Here is a 17,796-nt window from a genome sequence, read left to right as displayed (position 1 = left end):
GGCTGTCACGCTTTCATGAAACCGTTAAATCAAGTTAAAGCCGCCATCCGGATTTCTATGAGTTTTATGTCAATAAAGGCCTGAAATACAAAAAAACCCACCTTGTTTCCAAGGCGGGTTCATTTTCCAACCGAAATTTCGGTTTGATCAGGCTTCGGCTTCTTCTTCGACGCCACCGGCCGGTGCAACCAGGGTTGCAATGGTAAAGTCGCGGTCAGCGATGACCGGGGTCACGCCTGCCGGCAGCTTTACGGCCGAGATGTGGATGCTGTCGCCGATCTTGGCGCCGGAAAGATCAACCGTGATAAATTCCGGGATGTTGTCAGCCGGGCAATGCAGTTCAACGTCGTGACGCACGATGTTGAGAACGGCACCGATCTTGACGGCAGACTTGTCTTCGTTGACGAAATGTACAGGAACCTGGACCGAGACCTGGCTGTTGGCCGAGACGCGGAGGAAGTCGATGTGCATGGTGAAATCACGGACCGGATCGAGCTGGTAATCCTTCGGGAGAACCTTGATCTTTTCGCCGTTGATTTCGATAACGGCGATCGTGGTCATGAAACCGCCGGCATGAATGCGCTTGGTGATCTCGTTGGTGTTGATCGAGATCGAAATCGGGGCCTGCTTGTCACCATAGATGACAGCCGGGATGTTACCGTTGCGGCGAAGTTCGCGGGAGGACCCCTTACCTACCCGTTCGCGTGCTACGGCCTTGAGCTCGTAAGAAGCATGGCTCATGGCTTTAACCTTTCAAGTTGTCTGGAGAGCCCTGGTGGCTGCTTTTCAGCGGTGTTCCAGGACTAGAGGCGTTTGACAGCCTCATCCGCGTTGCCTCCAAGGGTGTCTACGCGGACGGGGGCGCTATAAACCAGTCCCCCCCGAATAGCAAGTTTCGTCGTAACAAAACCGCTGGCTGGCCAGGGGTTTTGAGAGTGGTCGTGCGATTTACTGCATTGTCGGCCGGTGGTAGCGATCTCGCTAACCATCTTTGCCAAGCATTTGGAAATTGACGAATGCTATTTCAGTGACACGCTAGATTTTACATACGGTCCATTTTGATGCTGAAATTCGTGAATTGCATTGTCGTCGATCATGATCCCGTCTCATTGGCTGCCGCGGTTGGAATATGCATCTGTGGTGCCTTTCTCACCATGCGGCTGTTCGGGCGGATCCGCGGTACGCGCGGCATTGCTCGGGCAAGTTGGATCTCGCTGACCAGCGTGATTGGCGGTTGTTCGATATGGACCACGCATTTCGTTGCGATGATGGGTTACGAAGCTGGTGTCGTGACCGGATATGAGCCGCAGCGGACGCTTGCGTCGCTCATCCTGGCCGTGAGCATCACGGGCATCGGATTTACCATTGCGGGCATCGCGCAGCGCAGCCTGGCCATCGAGGCAGGCGGCGGCCTTGTCGGTCTCGGCATCGCGGTCATGCATTATGTCGGTATGAGCGGCTATCAGGTGCAGGGCCACCTCGAGTGGGACCGCAGCTATGTGGTATTGTCCCTCGTCTGCGGAGCGTTGTTCGGAGCGATCGCAACAAACCGTGCGTCGCGGCCGCTGACGCGCTTTTGTCGCCTGGGCGGCGGAATGGCCTTGCTTCTTGCTATTGCCTCCACACATTTCCTCGGCATGACAGCGGTAACTGTTGTGCCGAACATGCAGGCGCAATTGCCGTATGACGTTTTGCCGGAAAGCATTCTGACGGTCGTCATCGTCGTGGTCACCCTGATGATCATGACGATTGGCGCAACGTCCTATGCCATTGACAAACAATCATCGAAATCGGCTGTCGAGCGATATCGTCAACTGTCGCTGCACGACGCGCTCACCGGCTTGCCGAACCGCGCTGCCTTTATCGAGCGTCTCACTCATATGATCGATATGCCGTCGACGCGCAGCGAGCGCATCTATGTGTTCTCTTTCGATCTCGACCGCTTCAAGGAAATCAATGATGTGCATGGTCATGCGACCGGGGATCAGGTTCTCAGGGCGATTGGCGAACGCTTGAGCGCCCGGTTACGGGACGGGGAGTTTGTCGCCCGCATCGGCGGGGACGAGTTTGTTGCTGTGTCGTCGCGGCTCTATACCAGAGCGGATGCGCAGCAGTTCGCCGAAAAGGTCATCCAGGATCTGGGTGCTCCGGTCGAGTGGGCGGGCGAGACCCTCTCGATCGGAACCAGCATCGGCATCACCACGTATCCCGATGGGGCCGAGAATATCGACGACCTGATGGCGCAATCCGATATTGCCATGTACCGGGCAAAGGCGATCGGATCGAACAATGCCTGCTTCTACGACCGCTCGATGGATCTGGCGGCGCGCGAGCGCAATGCGCTGGCGATGGACATGCGCAGCGGCTTCCTGCGGGGCGAGTTCGAACTTTACTATCAGCGTCAGAACAACACCGCGACCGGCGAAGTCATCGGTCTGGAAGTGCTACTGCGCTGGAACCATCCGGTGCGCGGCCTCGTGTCGCCGACCGAGTTCATTCCGATTGCGGAGCGCAGCGGCTTCATCCTCGAACTTGGCGACTGGGTGCTGCGCCAGGCCTGTCTGGCGGCGGTGAAGTGGAGCAATCCGCTGAGGATCGCCGTCAATGTCGCGCCGAAGCAACTTGCCGATATCAGGCTGGCAGAGCGGGTGCGCGAAATTCTCCAAGAAAGCGGCTTGCCGGCCGAAAGGCTGGAGCTGGAAATCACCGAATCCGGGATCATCGCCGACCAGCAGCATGCGCTGCAGATCATCCGGCAATTGAAGGCGATCGGCGTGAAGATTGCGATGGACGACTACGGGACCGGGTATTCTTCGCTGTCGACGCTGCAACTGTTTCCGTTCGACAAGATCAAGATCGATCGCGGCTTCATCGATGGCGTGGCCAGCAGCCGGCAATCTGCCGCGATCGTGCGATCGACATTGATCCTGGCCTCCAGTCTCGACATTCCTGTTCTGGCTGAAGGTGTGGAAAGCGAGGCGCATGTGCAGTTCCTAAAGGATGAAGGCTGCGAGCAGGTGCAGGGCTATTTCTATGGCCGGCCGGTGCCGCTGTCTGAACTGAGCGATGTGCTTAATCTGGTGCGGGAGATTGAAGCAGACGCCGGCCTGCCTGCCGCGCCGGGCGAGCCCGAGCTTGCTGCCTGACAACCTGGCGCACAGCGTCACTGTGAATATGTCGCATATCTGCGCCAGTTTGCCGGTTGCACATGACCGGAAGCTTGTATGTCTTTCGTCTCATTGAAACATGCTGAATGCAGAGCCATAACTGCATCATGCTTTGGGAGGAGCCGATGCGACAGGATACCAGCCATTCGGCACTCGTCTATTCGACCATGCAGAAAGCCTCGGCAGCGGTAACGTCGCCGGTTGCCGCATCGTGGAGCCGTTGCCTCAATCTTTATCGCCTTGCGCCGGAAGAGGCGCGCAAGCCTGCTCAGGTGGACGATATTGCCTTCCGGGAGGCGCATCAGCGCATGGAGCGATTGATCGGCAGCTCGACCGACGAGGTTGACAGGCTCTACCAGATGATCGGACGCTCCGGTTGTTGCATCATCCTGGCCGATGCCGACGGGATCGTGGTCGATCGACGTGGTGCGCCGGGCGATGACACCGAATTCCGCTCGCTCGGCCTCTGGCAACAGAATGTCTGGAGCGAGGCAAGCGTCGGGACCAACGGCATCGGCACTGCGCTGGTGGACGAGCGCTCGGTGGTTATCCACCGCGACCAGCATTTCATGAGCGCCAATATCGGACTTTCCTGCGCGACAGCGCCAATCCGCGATCATCTTGGCCGGGTCATGGCAGCGCTTGATGTCTCCACCTGCCGCAATGACGTGACCGATATGACACTGGCCGTGCTGTCGCAGGCGGTGAAGGATGCCGCCGCCCGGGTCGAAACCAATCTCTTCCGGCAGGCATTTCCTGGCGCACGGATCGTCGTCGTGCCGCAGGCCAATTCGATTTCGGCTCTGCTTGCGGTTGATAGTGACGACCTTATTCTCGGTGCAACCAAAGCAGCGCGGATGGCGCTGAAGCTTGATGATCAGCTCATTTCGCAAGGCATGCCGGCGGCCGACGTGCTTCGCGAGGTGCGGGGCGATGGCGGCAGCGATCTCGATGATGCCGAGCGAGCGGCGCTGCGCCGCGTGTTGTCGCGCACCCAGGGCAATGTCTCTCAGGCGGCCCAGATCCTTGGCATCAGCCGGGCCACACTGCACCGGAAGCTGAAGCGCTTCCAGGCGCAATAGAGATTGGCAGCAGTGTCGCATTCCTGAAACAGAGTGCGGTGCGACACGGTCCAGGTGGGCTTCACCCTGCAGGCAATCGCGTCAATCATCTTCCAACCGGCCCGAGGAGGGGCCAGTTCACAGGGAGGATTGAGAGATGAACATTCAGGTCCAGAAAATCGCCGCGTCGCCGTTCAAACTGAAATACGGCAACTTCATCGGCGGTGAATTCCGCGAGCCGGTCAATGGCCGCTACTTCGAAAACACCACGCCGGTCACCGGCGCTAAGCTGTGCGACGTGGCGCGTTCCGACGAAAACGACATCAACCTTGCACTCGATGCGGCTCATGCTGCGAAAGACAAGTGGGGCCGCACCTCGTCGACGGAGCGTTCCAACATCCTGATGAAGATCGCCCAGCGGATGGAGGACAATCTCGAGCTTTTGGCCCGGGCCGAGACCTGGGACAATGGCAAGCCGCTGCGCGAAACCATGGCGGCCGACATTCCGCTCGCCATCGACCATTTCCGCTATTTCGCGTCGTGCATCCGGGCTCAGGAAGGCACGATCGGCGAAGTCGATCACGACACGATCGCCTATCACTTCCATGAACCGCTCGGTGTTGTCGGCCAGATCATTCCGTGGAACTTCCCGATCCTGATGGCGGCTTGGAAGATGGCACCGGCGCTGGCTGCCGGAAACTGTGTCGTGCTGAAGCCGGCCGAACAGACGCCGGCCTCCATCCTGGTCTGGATCGAACTGGTCGGCGATCTGCTGCCGCCGGGTGTGCTCAACATCGTCAACGGCTTTGGTCTGGAAGCCGGCAAGCCGCTCGCCACCAGTCCGCGGATCGCCAAGATTGCCTTTACCGGCGAGACATCGACCGGCCGCCTGATCATGCAATATGCCAGCCAGAACCTGATCCCGGTGACGCTGGAACTCGGCGGCAAGTCGCCGAATATCTTCTTCGAAGACGTCATGCGCGAGGATGACGACTATCTCGACAAGGCGCTCGAAGGTTTTGCCATGTTCGCGCTCAACCAGGGTGAGGTCTGCACATGCCCGAGCCGCGCGCTGGTGCATGAGAAGATCTATGACCGCTTCATGGAAAAGGCACTGAAGCGCGTGGCCGCCATCCGCCAGGGCGATCCGCTCGACATGTCGACAATGATCGGAGCGCAGGCCTCCTCCGAACAGCTGGAAAAGATCCTGTCCTATATGGATATCGGCCGGCAGGAGGGTGCCGAAGTGCTGATCGGCGGCGAGCGCAACAACCTCTCCGGCGAACTGGCCGGTGGCTACTACGTCAAGCCGACGGTGTTCAAGGGCCACAACAAGATGCGGGTCTTCCAGGAGGAGATCTTCGGTCCGGTGGTGTCGGTCACGACCTTCAAGGACGATGCCGAAGCGCTGGAAATCGCCAATGACACGCTCTACGGCTTGGGCTCGGGCGTGTGGAGCCGCGATGCCAATCGCTGCTACAATTTCGGCCGTAACATCCAGGCCGGTCGCGTCTGGACCAATTGCTACCACGCCTATCCGGCCCATGCCGCCTTCGGTGGCTACAAGCAGTCCGGCATCGGGCGTGAGACGCACAAGATGATGCTCGACCACTACCAGCAGACCAAGAACATGCTGGTGTCCTACAGCCCGAAGGCGCTGGGCTTCTTCTGAGGTTTCCACCTCCCCCTTAGACGGGGGAGGTCGCAGCAAAGCTGCGGGTGGGGGTGACTGCTGCCACAAGGGGTTACCCCACCCCGGCACTGCGTGCCGACCCTCCCCTTCAAGGGGAGGGTGTGCCCCCGTTGCAACTCGCTTGGAAGGAACCGCATGACCGACAATCCCAATCCAGGCGAACCCCGCGTCATCGCCACAGAGGCGGCACTCGCATTCCTCGCCGAAATACAGCGGGACCACCCCGACGTCCTATTTCACCAGTCTGGCGGATGTTGCGACGGGTCCTCACCGATGTGTTATCCGGCAAGCGACTACCGGGTCGGCGAGACCGACGTGAAGCTGGGTGAGATTGGCGGGGTGCCGTTCTATATCAGCGGCAGCCAGTACGAGGTCTGGGCGCACACGCAACTGATCATCGATGTCGTGCCGGGGCGAGGGGGCATGTTCTCCCTCGACAATGGCCGTGAGCGCCGGTTCCTGACGCGGTCACGGCTGTTTTCCGGTGGGGAGGCCTGTCCGCTGCCGGTGCGGTGACCGAGTTTGCAAGGGCGGCAACCGATCGCCCCTTCAGCGAATGCCGAAGGTTTCACAAGCTGCGTCGATAATCGCCAGCTTGGCGGATTGCGATTCTGCGTATTCCCGGCGGAATTCCTTCGAGACCCACATGACCGAACGTCCGCGGGTGCCCTCCCAGCCTATGCTGCCGATCGCTTCGGCTTCACGCAGCTTGCGCGTGAGATGCGTGCGCGACAGGCGGAATGTTTCGGCCATCTGCGGCACGGACCTGACCTGCGTGGCGACGCGCTCGACGGACGGGTCCGCCGGTTCGATGCCGGCCAGTAACCAGTCCATCACGATTCCGCCATTGTTCAGCCAGGTGAACAGAGTGAATGTCTGTGGCGGCGTGCGGATTTCCGGCGAGATGAGAAAATTCGCGGTCAATTCCGGGTGCAGGCGATGGATCAGCGTCGGGTCGGCTTCATAGGCCGCCTGGCGGTTGCCGCCATCGAGGCGGTCGAGCGTGGCAAGATGGATCCACATCCATTGGCTGACGGCCGCAGTCGTCTGGGGCGCCGGCCGGACCGGGCGGTTGCGCTTGTCGGCGGTCGCCATCTGTTCCGCGATGCCATAGACCAGCATTTCCTTGATGAAGGCATCGGCGGTATTGACGCTGGATATGTTGTGCGCTTTGACCTGCTCGAAGAAGCGCGCCATGACGATTGCCGGTTCGGGTGCGCCGCGTGCCGCTTCGCTGAAATAGATCGACATGGCGAGATGCGCGAGAAGCCAGCGTTGTTGCGTGCCAAACACCGCCGCAAGCTTGGGTGCCACAGCGTTAATTTCGAGCAGGGCTTTGGACTGATCGCGAATTGCCTCGTGCAGATCGGCATTCTGGAGCAGCAATTCGATTGTCAGGGACATGGGACGGATGGGCCCGATTGAGAGTCGTTCGAAGTCATGAGCTGAGGCGGCAATCACAGGACATGATAGCCGGTCTATTTTAATGTAATTGCGTCGTGAAATGACGTTTTGTTGTATAACTAGAAAAATAAGCTAAATATTCCAGTGCAATGCGTCCAAATGCGACACATTGCACTGCATTGCCGAATATCAGTCGAAGAGGCTGGAAACCGACTCTTCCGCGCTTGTGCGGTTGATGGCTTCGCCGAGCAGGCTGGCGGTCGAGAGCACACGAATATTGTGCGCTGACTGAACGGCCGTGGTTGGCTGGATAGAATCGGTGATTACCAGTTCGCGCAGTTTCGATGACGCGACACGTGTCACTGCGCCGCCGGAAAGCACGCCGTGGGTGATATAGGCCGTGACGCTGGTGGCGCCATGCTTCAGCAAGGCTTCAGCCGCATTGCAAAGCGTGCCGCCGCTGTCGACGATGTCGTCGATCAGGATGCAGTCCTTGCCTGCAACGTCGCCGATGACGTTCATGACTTCGGATTCGCCCGGACGATCACGGCGCTTGTCGACGATGGCAAGCAGACAGTCGAGGCGCTTGGCCAATGAGCGGGCGCGAACCACGCCGCCGACGTCTGGCGATACGACCATGACGTTGTTCTGGTCGTAATGCTCCTTGATGTCGCGCGCCAGAAGCGGCACAGCATAAAGATTGTCCGTCGGAATATCGAAGAAGCCCTGGATCTGGCCGGCATGCAGATCAAGCGTCAGAACGCGGTCAGCGCCAGCCTCGGTGATCAGGTTTGCGACGAGCTTGGCCGAAATCGGCGTACGGGGTCCCGGCTTGCGATCCTGGCGGGCATAGCCGAAATACGGAAGCACCGCCGTGATGCGCCGAGCAGACGAGCGCCGCATGGCGTCGATCATGATCAGCAATTCCATCAGGTGGTCGTTCGTCGGAAACGACGTCGATTGCACGACGAAAACGTCCTCGCCACGCACGTTTTCCTGGATTTCGACGAAGATTTCCTGGTCTGCGAAACGGCGGACGCTGGCCTTGCCGAGTGGAACATTGATATAGGAGCAGATCGCTTCGGCCAGCTGCCGGTTCGAATTACCTGCGAAAACCTTCATCGTGGCCCGCCTGTTACATGCCTTGAGATGGGCGCTTTTTACCGTCCTTGCCCCTGAATGCAATAGGCTAGGCGGCGTTCACCCGCTTTTTCGTCAATTCGGGGTGAGTTAACTCCGGATAGGGTGAATAAGGCAACTTTGACGCGTTGAAATCCAGGCTCTAACCGGTCTGCGCGTTTTTCCATGCCACGTATTGCGCGACGCTCTTGGTGGCGATCTGCTGCATGACGGAGGCGGGAACGGAAGCCCACGGATCTTTTGCACCGGATGGCAGGCTTTCCTGCCCCTGAATTCGGTGAAGCCGACCGCCGCTGGCGTCCAGAATATCCCAGACATAGACGATCGTTACATTGCTGCCGTCGGCAAAGGCGGAGAAATAGCCTTTCAGGATATGTTCGCTGGCCGGATCATTGGCGCTCTTGATGGTCAGGCCATGCGCCCGCGCTTCTGCACCCAGTTGGCGCGACAGAGGCGTCACGGCCTGAACCGGAGCACCGATGATGGGCAGGAAGCGGATCGTGCCGCGCGCGGTCGAGGCGCCGGCCGGTGCGAGAGCGGCTTGTTGCGTTTGCTGGGCGACCTGCGCCGGCTGCGTCTGCTGCCGGGTCGCCTGCGGCTGCGGTTGTTGTGGGAAGGCCTGGTTCGTCCCGTCGCTGTCGTATCCGGCTCCGTCGAGCGGGGCGGATGCGGTCGGATTGTTTCCCTGGCTCAGCGCTGCCGCCTGCGCTTCCAGCGTGTTCTGCGGAGTGGTGTGATATTGATAGCCGGGCTGGCCGAGAGGAGCGCTCTGTACGCCCTGGGTTGCGACCGCTCCCAGCGGTGCGGCGGATGTCTGGCCCATGTCGCTGGCGCCCTGGCTGCCATCGCCGACATCGACGGGGGGCGTCAGGACTTCGGTACTGTTACAGGCGCCAAGCTGCAGGAGCAGGACGAGTATCGATGCCAGCCGTACGGAACGTCTCATCTATCGCCGATCCTTCCCTGTCACTCCCGTGTGTATGCTTGTAGCAGCAATTTCCTGTCAATTTTCTGAACAGATGGTGATCGGTTCTCGCCTCAGCGGATGATCAGCTCGAGCGGATGGCGGGAGAGTGCGCGCGGCGCATCCTCGGTGGTCAGATAGGTATGACCGAGCGTCATCGCGGTCTCGCGCTCGCTGTCCATGATGATCATGTGCACGAAGAGCGTCATGTCCGGCAGGATCGGCTGCGCATTGCCGGCGTGGAACATCTGATGCTCCATCCAGGACGGTGAAAAACGGGCGCCCAGCGAATAGCCGCAGGCATTCAGGCGGTGCCGGGTCAGGCTGCGCTCGTCCAGAATGCGGGCGTGGGTGTCGAAGACATCGCCGAACGTATTGCCCGGACGCAGCACGCCCTCGATCGCCTTGATGGTCTCATGGCAGGCAGCATACAGTTCGCGGTGCCGCGTGCTGGGTTCGCCGACAATCACCGTGCGCATCATTGCGGCGTGGTAATGCGCGGCGGCCCCCGCCCATTCCAGTGTCAACTGGTCGGTCTCGGACAACTTGCGGCGCCCGGACTTGTAGCGGCACAGAAGCGCATCGGCACCCGACCCGATGATGAATTCATTGGCCGGATAATCGCCGCCGCCGCTGAAGACGGCGCCTTGCATCGCCGCCAATATGTCTGCCTCATCCGCACCGGCGCCGATCAGCGGCAGAGCGGCATCGAGTGCATCATCGGCCAGTTCTGCAGCACGGACCGCGAAGGCAATCTCGGCCGGGCTCTTGATCAGCCGCAATTCGCTGACGAGATAGGAGATGTCGGCGATCTCGCAGAAATTGGTCATCTGGTTGTCAAGCAGCCGGGCAACGCGCCCGGTCATGCCATGCGTGTCATATTCAATGCCGATGCGTGTGCCGAGCAGATCCATGTCGCTGAGCAGTCCACGCAGGTCTGCGGTCGGATCGGCGTTGACGCGATCGACCCAGATGACGATGTTCTGGATTGTCGATGTGTGCTTCGCCTGACGCAGGTCGGCTGACCGCGTGAGCAGGGTCATGCTGCCATCGGCCTTGACCACGAGGCATTGGAAGAAGCAGTAGCCGAAGGTGTCGTAGCCGGTCAGCCAGTACATGCTTTCCTGGGCAAAGAGCAGAACCGCATCGAGCTTCTGTTCCGCCATGCGGGCTGTCAGGCGGGACAGGCGTGTCGCATATTCGCTCTCGGTGAAGTGCAGTGCCATATCAGTCCTCCAGTATCGCGATTGCGGAAATCTGTCGCCCGTAGTCAGGTTCGCCGGCATGCGTGGTGCGGCGGTAGGAATAAAATGTGTCAGGATCGGCATAGGTGCATAGGCCCAGCGCGTCGACCTCGATCCCGGCCTTGGCGAGCCGCATCAACGTCAGGCCCGGCAGGTCGAACATGGCGTGGCCCGGTTTTGTCGAAGGTGTGAAGAATGCAGTGAAGGCAGGATCTTCGTTTGCGAAGCGGTCGACGAATTCCGGCCCCACCTCGTAATTGGCAACGCTGATCGACGGGCCGAGCGTGGCGTGGATGGACTGGCGGCGGGCGCCGAGCGCAATCATCGCCTCGATCGTGTTTTCGAGCACGCCTGTCAGGGCGCCTTTCCAGCCGGCATGGGCCGCGCCAATGACGCGGTTTTCGGGATCGGCAAACAGGATCGGGCCGCAATCGGCCGTCAGCACGCCAAGCACGATGCCGGGCGTTGCCGTCACCTGGGCGTCTGCTTTCGGACGACTGCCGTCATAATCGACACCGACAGCAACGACGTCCGGCGAATGAACCTGGTGGGCCGTGGCCAGGCGATCAAGCGGTTGGCCGAACCAGGCACTGACGCGGCGGCGGTTCTCCTCGACATTTTGCGGCTCGTCATTCGAGCCGAGGCCGACGTTCAGTCCGCGATATATGCCATCCGACACGCCGCCGGAACGGGTGAAGAAACCGTGGCGGATACCGGAGGCTGCTGCCTGTTGAAGCCGCGCGCCGGTGATCGGCTGCGGCGACGAGGTGTCGCTCATGTTTTTGTCTCCGGCATCGATGCGCCTTCCGACGCCTGATTCGCTATTGCGTGAAAACAGCTGAATTTATTGGTCTTTCAGGCGTTTTTCGGACACTATTTTCGGCGCGATGGTGGCAATGGAGGCCGGTCAAGTCAATGCTTGACCTTGAACGGGGCAACATGCACGGCGGGACTGGACACCGCCATGACCTTGAACAGTTCACCCATATAGCCGTTGCCGGAGCCTGCCAGGCGCCTTACGGCATCGACGATATCGGTCTGGGTCTTTTCATCCTTGCCGCGTCCAAGAGCGGCGGCGCGCTCCTCGATGCCGAGCGCGACCAGAAAGTCGCCCTGGTGCATGCAGCCGTTCAGATGGACCCCAGCGGACAGGGAGGTCCGGGCGAGATTTTCGAAATCGACGTGGCTGGTCAGGTCGGCGAGACCGGGATGGGCGAGCGGCGGATCGTATTCATGAGCACGCACGGCCTGCAGTGTGTCACCGAAATTGCTGACCATGTGGCCATAGTCGATGACCAGCGCCGTTCCATGATACTGCCGGAGGCGTTCGCAGATGGTGAGCATCACGGATTGGCGTGCCGGGGCCACTTCATAGATTGCCCCGCCCTCGGGGACCGTCATTTGTTGGGGCAGCAGTGCAGCGTCGAGTGTCGCCACTCCGGTCGTGAAGCAGAGGTCGTCATGTTCGTCGAGGCCAACCATTCGCTCGCGAAAACCGGTTTGTGTCTTGACGAACTGCCGGATCGGGATCGCGTCGAACAGTTCGTTGGCGGCAAGCAACGTGAAACCTGCGGGCACGCCCTCGAAGCTTTCGTGCCAGGACACCTTGTCGCCGTGTGAGGAGAGGGTTTCCATCTGCGTCAGCTTGAGCAACGCGCTGGTTTCAATCAGATGCACGGTTGCGGTTTCATAAAGGCCGGGTGCGACGCGGGCGATGACGCGCAGCATGTCGGCCATCATCGTGCCGCGGCCAGGGCCGACTTCGACCAGCCGAACATCCTGAGGCTCGCCGTGGTGCTGCCAAGTGCTGATCATGAAGATGCCGAGCATCTCGCCGAAGAGCTGGCTGATTTCCGGTGCCGTGACGAAGTCCCCGGCGCGGCCGAAAGGATGGCGGGTGCGATAGTAGCCATGCTCGGGATCGGCAAGGCAGAGGGCGAAATAGTCGGTGATGCTGATCGGGCCATTGGCCAGGATCAGGGCCTTGATCTTTTCGGCGAGCGGCGTGGGCATTCGCATGACCTCCTCAGCCTCGATCCATCCGAATGGCGCGATCGGCGCGACCAGACCACACGATGACCCAGATGCCGATGGCAACCATCGGCAGGGACAGGACCATGCCCATGGTCAGCCAGCCGCCGAACAGGTAGCCGATCTGCACGTCGGGCTCACGGAAGAACTCGACGAAGATCCGGGCCGCTGCATAGAGAACGACAAAGACGCCGGTAATGCGGCCAGGATTCCGCAAGGACTTGAAGACGCGTGCCAGAACCTGCAGCACAACGAACAGCAGAAGCCCTTCAAGGGCTGCTTCATACAACTGGCTTGGGTGACGCGGGAAAGGGCCGCCTGTCGGAAATGCCATGGCCCAGGCGATATCGGCTGGCCGACCCCAGAGTTCGCCATTGATGAAATTTGCGATCCGACCGAAAAACAGGCCGAGCGGGGCGACGCTGGCGACCAGATCGAACAGGCTCCAGAGCGGGATTGCGTGCTTGCGGGCGAAGAGGACCATGGCGAGCGTGGCACCCAGGAAGCCGCCATGGAAGGACATTCCGCCATTCCAGACTTCGATCGCACGCATCGGATTGGCGGCAACGGAAGCGAAATCGTAAAACAGGATGTAGCCGAGCCGTCCGCCGGCAACGATACCGATGGCGGCCCAGAGGATGAAGTCGTCAACCTGCTGGATCGTGACCGGCGGCTGGCCGTTCGGCCAGAGCTGCGGCCGGCGCAAAAGATCGCGGGCGACGAGCCAGCCGAGAAGAATGCCGACGACATAGGCCAGTCCATACCAGTGGACCGCCAAAGGGCCGACCGAGAAGGCGATCGGATCGATCGCGGGGAAGGTCACGACGGCGAAAAGTTCCAGGACTGACAACAATGGCGTTCTTTCGTTTATGCAGGGCGAAAATGGCGTTGCTAAATGAGCCGGTCAAGATGGAATCGCGTCCGCTTGCGATACCGTCAACCACCTTTATCAGTTCGAAACTTCTTGCAAGCTCCCGGCCGAATGCCTACCTCATCTTCAACGGGGTGATCCCGAACGGATCTTGATTGAAGAGGAGCCATGCCATGTCGACCGGGCCGAACCGTATCATGGACGATTTTGCCAAACTGATGACGGACGCTGCCGGTGCTGCGCAAGGTGTACGCCGGGAAGTCGAAACTGCGTTTCATGCCCAGGCCGAGCGCTGGATGAACAGCATGGATCTGGTCAAGCGCGAGGAATTCGACGTCGTACGCGAGATGGCGTTGAAAGCGCGCGAGGAAAACGATCTGCTGCAGAAGCGGATCGAGGCGCTCGAAGCGCAGATCGCGGACAAGGCGAGCAAGCCGGCAAGCTAAGTTTCCGGCAAAACGTTCAATCACTTGAATTCTGGGAAGGCCCGTAACCTGTTGGTTGTGGGCCTTTTGTCTTTTCAGGCTCTTGACCACGGGTCGGCCAAGGCCAATCCCCGGTTATTTTACTGCTTGTGGACAGGTGGCAAAAAGCCAATGGCCAGAGTCGCTTATGCCCCGTTGCGCAGGCGATTCCCGAAGGTTCATCCACAGGCCTGATCGTCAATTGTGGCATTGAGGGCTGGTGCTGCGTTCTAGCGATTATACACTGATTTTAAATGATGATTCGAAACGGGCCTACGTAAGTTTCGGACAGGGTGCGTGTTTTATCCTGGGGTCCTTCGGAATCGTTCCAGTGTAGTTTCCGGTTCTGGTGTTTGAGTTGTTCGGCATGTCGCCGAAAGCATACATTCATTCCGGTCAAGAAGGTGATGCATGAGCCTCATGGAAATGGAAGTCGAACGCCAGTCCAACCCGGTCGACATGATCGAGTTTGTCGCGGCGACCAATGATTGGTCGTTCGAGCGTTCCGGCGAAGACGAGATCGCAATGACGGTCGAAGGGCGCTGGACCGATTACCATGTGTCGTTCTCCTGGATGGAAGAGTTCGAGGCGCTGCATCTGGCATCGGCCTTCGACCTGAAAATCCCGGAAAATCGCCTCAACGAGGTGATCAAGCTTCTCTCCTATATCAACGGACAGGTGCTCATGGGGCATTTCGACCTGTGGCGTAATGAGGACGTGGTCATTTTCCGCCAGTCGCTGCTGCTCGCCGGTGGCGCGGAGCCGACCAACCGTCAGGTTGAAGTGCTTCTGTCGTCGGCCGTCGAAGCCTGCGAAGCCTATTACCAGGCCTTCCAGTTCGTCGTCTGGTCGGGCGTCGATGCCAAGACTGCCATGGACGCTGTCCTGTTCGAGACCGTCGGAGAGGCCTGAACATGAGCCAGTCAGCGTTCGGGCAGATCGTGCTCGTCGGCGCCGGCAATATGGGCGGCGCCATGCTGTCCGGCTGGCTTAAGAATGGCGTTCCCGGCTCGGCGGTGACGGTCATCGATCCGTCGCCGTCAGAGGCGATGCAGAAGATCATCGGCGATGCCGGTGCTTCGCATTCGGTGACGGCGCCAGTCGGCATGGTCGCCGATATCCTGTTCCTCGCGGTCAAGCCGCAAGTGATGGATGCGGTGCTGCCGAACCTGACCTCGCTGATGGGCGAAAAGACCACCGTGGTCTCCGTTGCTGCCGGCAAGACGATCTCCTCGATGGAAAATCATCTGGGTGCTTCCGCCATGGTGCGGGCAATGCCGAATACGCCGGCGATGATCGGTCGCGGTGTGACGGGCGCCTATGCCAATGCGGCTGTCAGCGAAGAGCAGCGGGATATTGTGCACCGTTTGCTGAAGGTTTCTGGCCCGGTCGAATGGGTCGATAGCGAAGATGCGATCAATGCCGTGACTGCGCTTTCGGGCAGTGGGCCGGCCTATGTGTTTTATCTCGTCGAGTGCATGGCAGAGGCAGGCCGTAAAGCCGGACTGCCGGCGGACCTTGCCATGCGTCTCGCGCGGGAAACGGTCGCGGGGGCTGGTGAACTTCTTCATCAGTCTCCCGACCCCGCTTCCAAACTGCGTCAGAACGTGACGTCGCCGGGCGGCACGACAGCCGCCGCCTTGTCCGTCCTGATGGCGGACGAGGGCATGCAGCCATTGTTCGACCAGGCGATCGAGGCTGCGCGCAAGCGGGCCGAGGAACTGGCCCAGTGAGTGAAAACAGCGTGAGCGAGATTACCTTTGCCGATTTCGAGAAGGTCGATATCCGTGTCGGCACGATCATCGATGTCGAAGGCTTCCCCGAAGCGCGCAAGCCGGCCTTCAAGCTGAAGATCGATTTCGGGCCGGAGATCGGGATCAAGAAATCATCGGCGCAGATCACCGTGCATTATACGCCGGAAAGCCTGCTCGGTCGTCTGGTGCTGGGTGTGGTCAATTTCCCACCGCGCCAGATCGGACCATTCCGGTCCGAGGTGCTGATGCTTGGCTTTGAGGACGATGCAGGTGCGATCGTTCTGGCGGCCGTCGAGCAACGGGTTGCGAATGGCCGCAAACTGATGTGAACAAAGGCCCGTGAGGGCCTTTTCCTTTCAGTGGATGTCCCGACTGACGGGATCGGTGAGCGAGAAGCCGTGAAAGCGGACTTTGAAGCCTCCACGCTTGGGTGAGCATGCTGTTATGCCGACGGACAGTTCGTCAATCTCGGGCGGGAAGTAGGCAAGCCTCGCCATCTGCCAGCCACTGTCTTCATGCAACCGATACTGGACAAAGAGCGCGTCACCCAGACGGGTGGCTCGGGCGCCGATGGTCGTCGTCGACGGGGGCAGTGCGAAGGCTGACCAGTCGGAGCGTCCACGCGTCGTCACGACGGTGCTGAAATGGCACAGGCCATCGGTGAATTCGATGCCGCATTTCATCCAGTTGTCCGCGTCGTGGCGGATCATCAGGCCAGCCTGATCATAGAGTTCCTCATAGGCGCCGGTGAAGCGGGCCTCCGCAGTGAAGTCACCGTGCCTGGATTGATGCAGGACGTGGCCATTGTCATGCCGGAAGCCGTAATAGGTCGTCTGCCAGAAATCGCCTTCACGGCCGGTCTCGATCAGCAGATCCTTCCCTTCGAGATGAGCAACGGCTGGAGGATTGAGCCATGTCATGGCGTTCCATGGCGCGCTCGATGGCGAACTTGGGGACGAGGTCATGTCGGTTTCCTTTTCGGATCACACGGGAATGCGGATCACGGCCCGAAGGCCACCGAGGGGACTGTCCTCCAGCGTGACATTGCCGCCATGGCTGCGGGCGATATCGCGGGCGATCGCTAACCCGAGACCTGTGCCGGAGGCGTCGAGATTGCGCGCTTCATCGAGCCGGAAGAACGGCTTGAACACATCGTCGCGTGCAGCCTGCGGAATGCCTGGACCGTCGTCGTCGAAGATCACCACGAGCCATTTGGCGGTGTGGCGTGCCTCGATATTCAGCTTTGTCGCATAGCGTCGTGCATTCGAGGCAAGGTTGGAGACAAGCCGTGTGAAGGCGTTCGGCCTGACGGCAATCGCTTCATCGCCTTCGATCGTATATGTCAGTGTCTTCTTGTGGAGGGCGAAATCCGTGGCGAGTTTCTCGAACAGCTCGCCGAGCCTGATCTGGCCGACGTCTTCCTCCGCCTCGCCCTTGGCAAAATCGAGATACCCTTCCAGCATGGTCTGCATGTCGTCGACATCCTGATTGAGGTTGTCGAGTTCCGGATCGTCGCCGGCGAGCGCCAGTTGCAGCTTGAATCGGGTCAGGATCGTTCGCAGATCGTGGCTGACGCCTGACAGCATGGCGGTACGCTGTTCCATCTGCCGCTCGATGCGTTCGCGCATCAGGATAAATGCGAGACCGGCGCGGCGGACTTCATCGGCGCCGCGGGGACTGAAATCGTCCGGCGGTCGCTGCCCCTTGCCAAAACTCTCGGCGGCATTAGCCAGCGCCAGGATCGGTCGGATCTGGCCTCTCAGGAAGAGGATGGAGATGATGATCAGCACCAGCGACGTGCCGACCATCCAGACGAGGAAGATATGGGTGTTGGAGGCATAGGCCTCGTTGCGCCGGGCAAAGATCTGCAGGATGCCCTGATCCAGTACGATCCGGATTTCGACGAGGCCGGAATCGCCGACGGTGTCGATCCAGAAGGGTCGCCGGATCTGGCTCTCGATCTGGTCGGACAGGATCTGGTCGAGGATGGAAAAGAACGGGCG

Annotated in this window: 18 protein-coding genes; 8 read left to right on the top strand and 10 right to left on the bottom strand. The window is 60.1% G+C overall.

Features of this window, described 5'->3' with window-relative positions:
* Positions 1–147: 147 nt before the first annotated feature.
* Positions 148–741 (bottom strand): 50S ribosomal protein L25/general stress protein Ctc, encoded by a 594-nt coding sequence (locus tag GVK95_RS13195; RefSeq protein ID WP_159950346.1) that lies wholly within the window; start codon positions 739–741, stop codon positions 148–150.
* Positions 742–1,061: 320 nt separating this feature from the next.
* On the opposite strand from GVK95_RS13195, the gene GVK95_RS13190 reads away from it, so the two are divergent.
* The 4 genes from GVK95_RS13190 (at position 1,062) to GVK95_RS13175 (ending at position 6,437) form a co-directional block, all read left to right on the top strand.
* Complete coding sequence (locus GVK95_RS13190) at positions 1,062–3,146, top strand: bifunctional diguanylate cyclase/phosphodiesterase (protein WP_159950344.1); 2,085 nt, start codon at positions 1,062–1,064, stop codon at positions 3,144–3,146.
* A 146-nt stretch (positions 3,147–3,292) separates the two neighbouring features.
* Entirely contained in the window at positions 3,293–4,249 is a 957-nt protein-coding gene (locus GVK95_RS13185; protein ID WP_159950342.1) for a helix-turn-helix domain-containing protein, read from the top strand.
* A 142-nt stretch (positions 4,250–4,391) separates the two neighbouring features.
* Positions 4,392–5,900 carry an aldehyde dehydrogenase gene (gene adh, locus GVK95_RS13180; RefSeq protein WP_159950982.1) on the top strand — a complete coding sequence of 503 codons (1,509 nt, stop codon included), beginning with the start codon at positions 4,392–4,394 and terminating at the stop codon, positions 5,898–5,900.
* Between the two features lie 156 nt (positions 5,901–6,056).
* Complete coding sequence (locus tag GVK95_RS13175) at positions 6,057–6,437, top strand: DUF779 domain-containing protein (RefSeq protein ID WP_159950339.1); 381 nt, start codon at positions 6,057–6,059, stop codon at positions 6,435–6,437.
* Between the two features lie 33 nt (positions 6,438–6,470).
* Here the strand turns inward: GVK95_RS13175 and GVK95_RS13170 are convergent, their stop codons facing one another.
* The 7 genes from GVK95_RS13170 to lgt form a co-directional block, all read right to left on the bottom strand.
* Positions 6,471–7,325, bottom strand: a complete 855-nt coding sequence (locus GVK95_RS13170) for a hypothetical protein (RefSeq protein ID WP_159950336.1) — start codon at positions 7,323–7,325, stop codon at positions 6,471–6,473.
* A gap of 189 nt (positions 7,326–7,514) precedes the next feature.
* Positions 7,515–8,447 (bottom strand): ribose-phosphate pyrophosphokinase, encoded by a 933-nt coding sequence (locus GVK95_RS13165; protein ID WP_007608394.1) that lies wholly within the window; start codon positions 8,445–8,447, stop codon positions 7,515–7,517.
* Between the two features lie 160 nt (positions 8,448–8,607).
* Complete coding sequence (locus tag GVK95_RS13160; protein WP_159950334.1) at positions 8,608–9,411, bottom strand: hypothetical protein; 804 nt, start codon at positions 9,409–9,411, stop codon at positions 8,608–8,610.
* A 92-nt stretch (positions 9,412–9,503) separates the two neighbouring features.
* The gene (locus GVK95_RS13155; protein WP_159950332.1) at positions 9,504–10,655 is read right to left on the bottom strand and encodes a Xaa-Pro peptidase family protein; all 1,152 of its coding nucleotides are present in this window, start codon (positions 10,653–10,655) and stop codon (positions 9,504–9,506) included.
* Position 10,656: 1 nt separating this feature from the next.
* Entirely contained in the window at positions 10,657–11,451 is a 795-nt protein-coding gene (pgeF, locus tag GVK95_RS13150) for a peptidoglycan editing factor PgeF (RefSeq protein ID WP_159950329.1), read from the bottom strand.
* 134 nt (positions 11,452–11,585) lie between these two features.
* Complete coding sequence (locus GVK95_RS13145; RefSeq protein WP_159950326.1) at positions 11,586–12,686, bottom strand: class I SAM-dependent methyltransferase; 1,101 nt, start codon at positions 12,684–12,686, stop codon at positions 11,586–11,588.
* A gap of 13 nt (positions 12,687–12,699) precedes the next feature.
* Positions 12,700–13,557 carry a prolipoprotein diacylglyceryl transferase gene (gene lgt / locus GVK95_RS13140; RefSeq protein WP_200844283.1) on the bottom strand — a complete coding sequence of 286 codons (858 nt, stop codon included), beginning with the start codon at positions 13,555–13,557 and terminating at the stop codon, positions 12,700–12,702.
* Positions 13,558–13,748: 191 nt separating this feature from the next.
* Between lgt and GVK95_RS13135 the strand changes: the two genes are divergently transcribed.
* The 4 genes from GVK95_RS13135 to GVK95_RS13120 all read left to right on the top strand — a co-directional run bounded on the left by GVK95_RS13135 (position 13,749) and on the right by GVK95_RS13120 (position 16,122).
* Positions 13,749–14,021, top strand: coding sequence for an accessory factor UbiK family protein (locus GVK95_RS13135; RefSeq protein WP_159950322.1), 273 nt, complete (start codon positions 13,749–13,751; stop codon positions 14,019–14,021).
* Between the two features lie 429 nt (positions 14,022–14,450).
* Positions 14,451–14,951, top strand: coding sequence for a YbjN domain-containing protein (locus GVK95_RS13130; RefSeq protein ID WP_007608410.1), 501 nt, complete (start codon positions 14,451–14,453; stop codon positions 14,949–14,951).
* A 2-nt stretch (positions 14,952–14,953) separates the two neighbouring features.
* Positions 14,954–15,772: a pyrroline-5-carboxylate reductase gene (proC, locus tag GVK95_RS13125; protein WP_159950319.1), complete on the top strand. Its 819-nt coding sequence runs from the start codon at positions 14,954–14,956 to the stop codon at positions 15,770–15,772.
* Positions 15,769–16,122 (top strand): tRNA-binding protein, encoded by a 354-nt coding sequence (locus tag GVK95_RS13120; protein WP_200844282.1) that lies wholly within the window; start codon positions 15,769–15,771, stop codon positions 16,120–16,122. The genes proC and GVK95_RS13120 overlap by 4 nt, the downstream gene beginning before the upstream one ends.
* Before the next feature lie 27 nt (positions 16,123–16,149).
* Here GVK95_RS13120 and GVK95_RS13115 read toward each other — a convergent pair whose 3' ends face one another.
* Positions 16,150–16,758 carry a DUF1349 domain-containing protein gene (locus tag GVK95_RS13115; RefSeq protein ID WP_159950316.1) on the bottom strand — a complete coding sequence of 203 codons (609 nt, stop codon included), beginning with the start codon at positions 16,756–16,758 and terminating at the stop codon, positions 16,150–16,152.
* An 18-nt stretch (positions 16,759–16,776) separates the two neighbouring features.
* The coding region (locus GVK95_RS13110) for an ATP-binding protein (RefSeq protein WP_159950314.1) at positions 16,777–17,796 on the bottom strand (1,020 nt) is incomplete at its 5' end.

This window comes from Rhizobium sp. 18065 (assembly GCF_902706095.1).
Taxonomy (GTDB): Bacteria; Pseudomonadota; Alphaproteobacteria; order Rhizobiales; family Rhizobiaceae; genus Allorhizobium.
This window is presented reverse-complemented; position numbering and strand designations above follow the sequence as displayed.

Excerpts from the sequence above, each read along its gene's own strand:
- GVK95_RS13195 (WP_159950346.1), bottom strand. The coding sequence starts at position 741 with ATGAGCCATGCTTCTTACGAGCTCAAGGCCGTAGCACGCGAACGGGTA.
- GVK95_RS13190 (WP_159950344.1), top strand. The coding sequence starts at position 1,062 with ATGCTGAAATTCGTGAATTGCATTGTCGTCGATCATGATCCCGTCTCA.
- GVK95_RS13185 (WP_159950342.1), top strand. The coding sequence starts at position 3,293 with ATGCGACAGGATACCAGCCATTCGGCACTCGTCTATTCGACCATGCAG.
- GVK95_RS13175 (WP_159950339.1), top strand. The coding sequence starts at position 6,057 with ATGACCGACAATCCCAATCCAGGCGAACCCCGCGTCATCGCCACAGAG.
- GVK95_RS13170 (WP_159950336.1), bottom strand. The coding sequence starts at position 7,325 with ATGTCCCTGACAATCGAATTGCTGCTCCAGAATGCCGATCTGCACGAG.
- GVK95_RS13165 (WP_007608394.1), bottom strand. The coding sequence starts at position 8,447 with ATGAAGGTTTTCGCAGGTAATTCGAACCGGCAGCTGGCCGAAGCGATC.
- GVK95_RS13160 (WP_159950334.1), bottom strand. The coding sequence starts at position 9,411 with ATGAGACGTTCCGTACGGCTGGCATCGATACTCGTCCTGCTCCTGCAG.
- GVK95_RS13155 (WP_159950332.1), bottom strand. The coding sequence starts at position 10,655 with ATGGCACTGCACTTCACCGAGAGCGAATATGCGACACGCCTGTCCCGC.
- pgeF (WP_159950329.1), bottom strand. The coding sequence starts at position 11,451 with ATGAGCGACACCTCGTCGCCGCAGCCGATCACCGGCGCGCGGCTTCAA.
- GVK95_RS13145 (WP_159950326.1), bottom strand. The coding sequence starts at position 12,686 with ATGCCCACGCCGCTCGCCGAAAAGATCAAGGCCCTGATCCTGGCCAAT.
- GVK95_RS13135 (WP_159950322.1), top strand. The coding sequence starts at position 13,749 with ATGTCGACCGGGCCGAACCGTATCATGGACGATTTTGCCAAACTGATG.
- GVK95_RS13130 (WP_007608410.1), top strand. The coding sequence starts at position 14,451 with ATGAGCCTCATGGAAATGGAAGTCGAACGCCAGTCCAACCCGGTCGAC.
- proC (WP_159950319.1), top strand. The coding sequence starts at position 14,954 with ATGAGCCAGTCAGCGTTCGGGCAGATCGTGCTCGTCGGCGCCGGCAAT.
- GVK95_RS13115 (WP_159950316.1), bottom strand. The coding sequence starts at position 16,758 with ATGACCTCGTCCCCAAGTTCGCCATCGAGCGCGCCATGGAACGCCATG.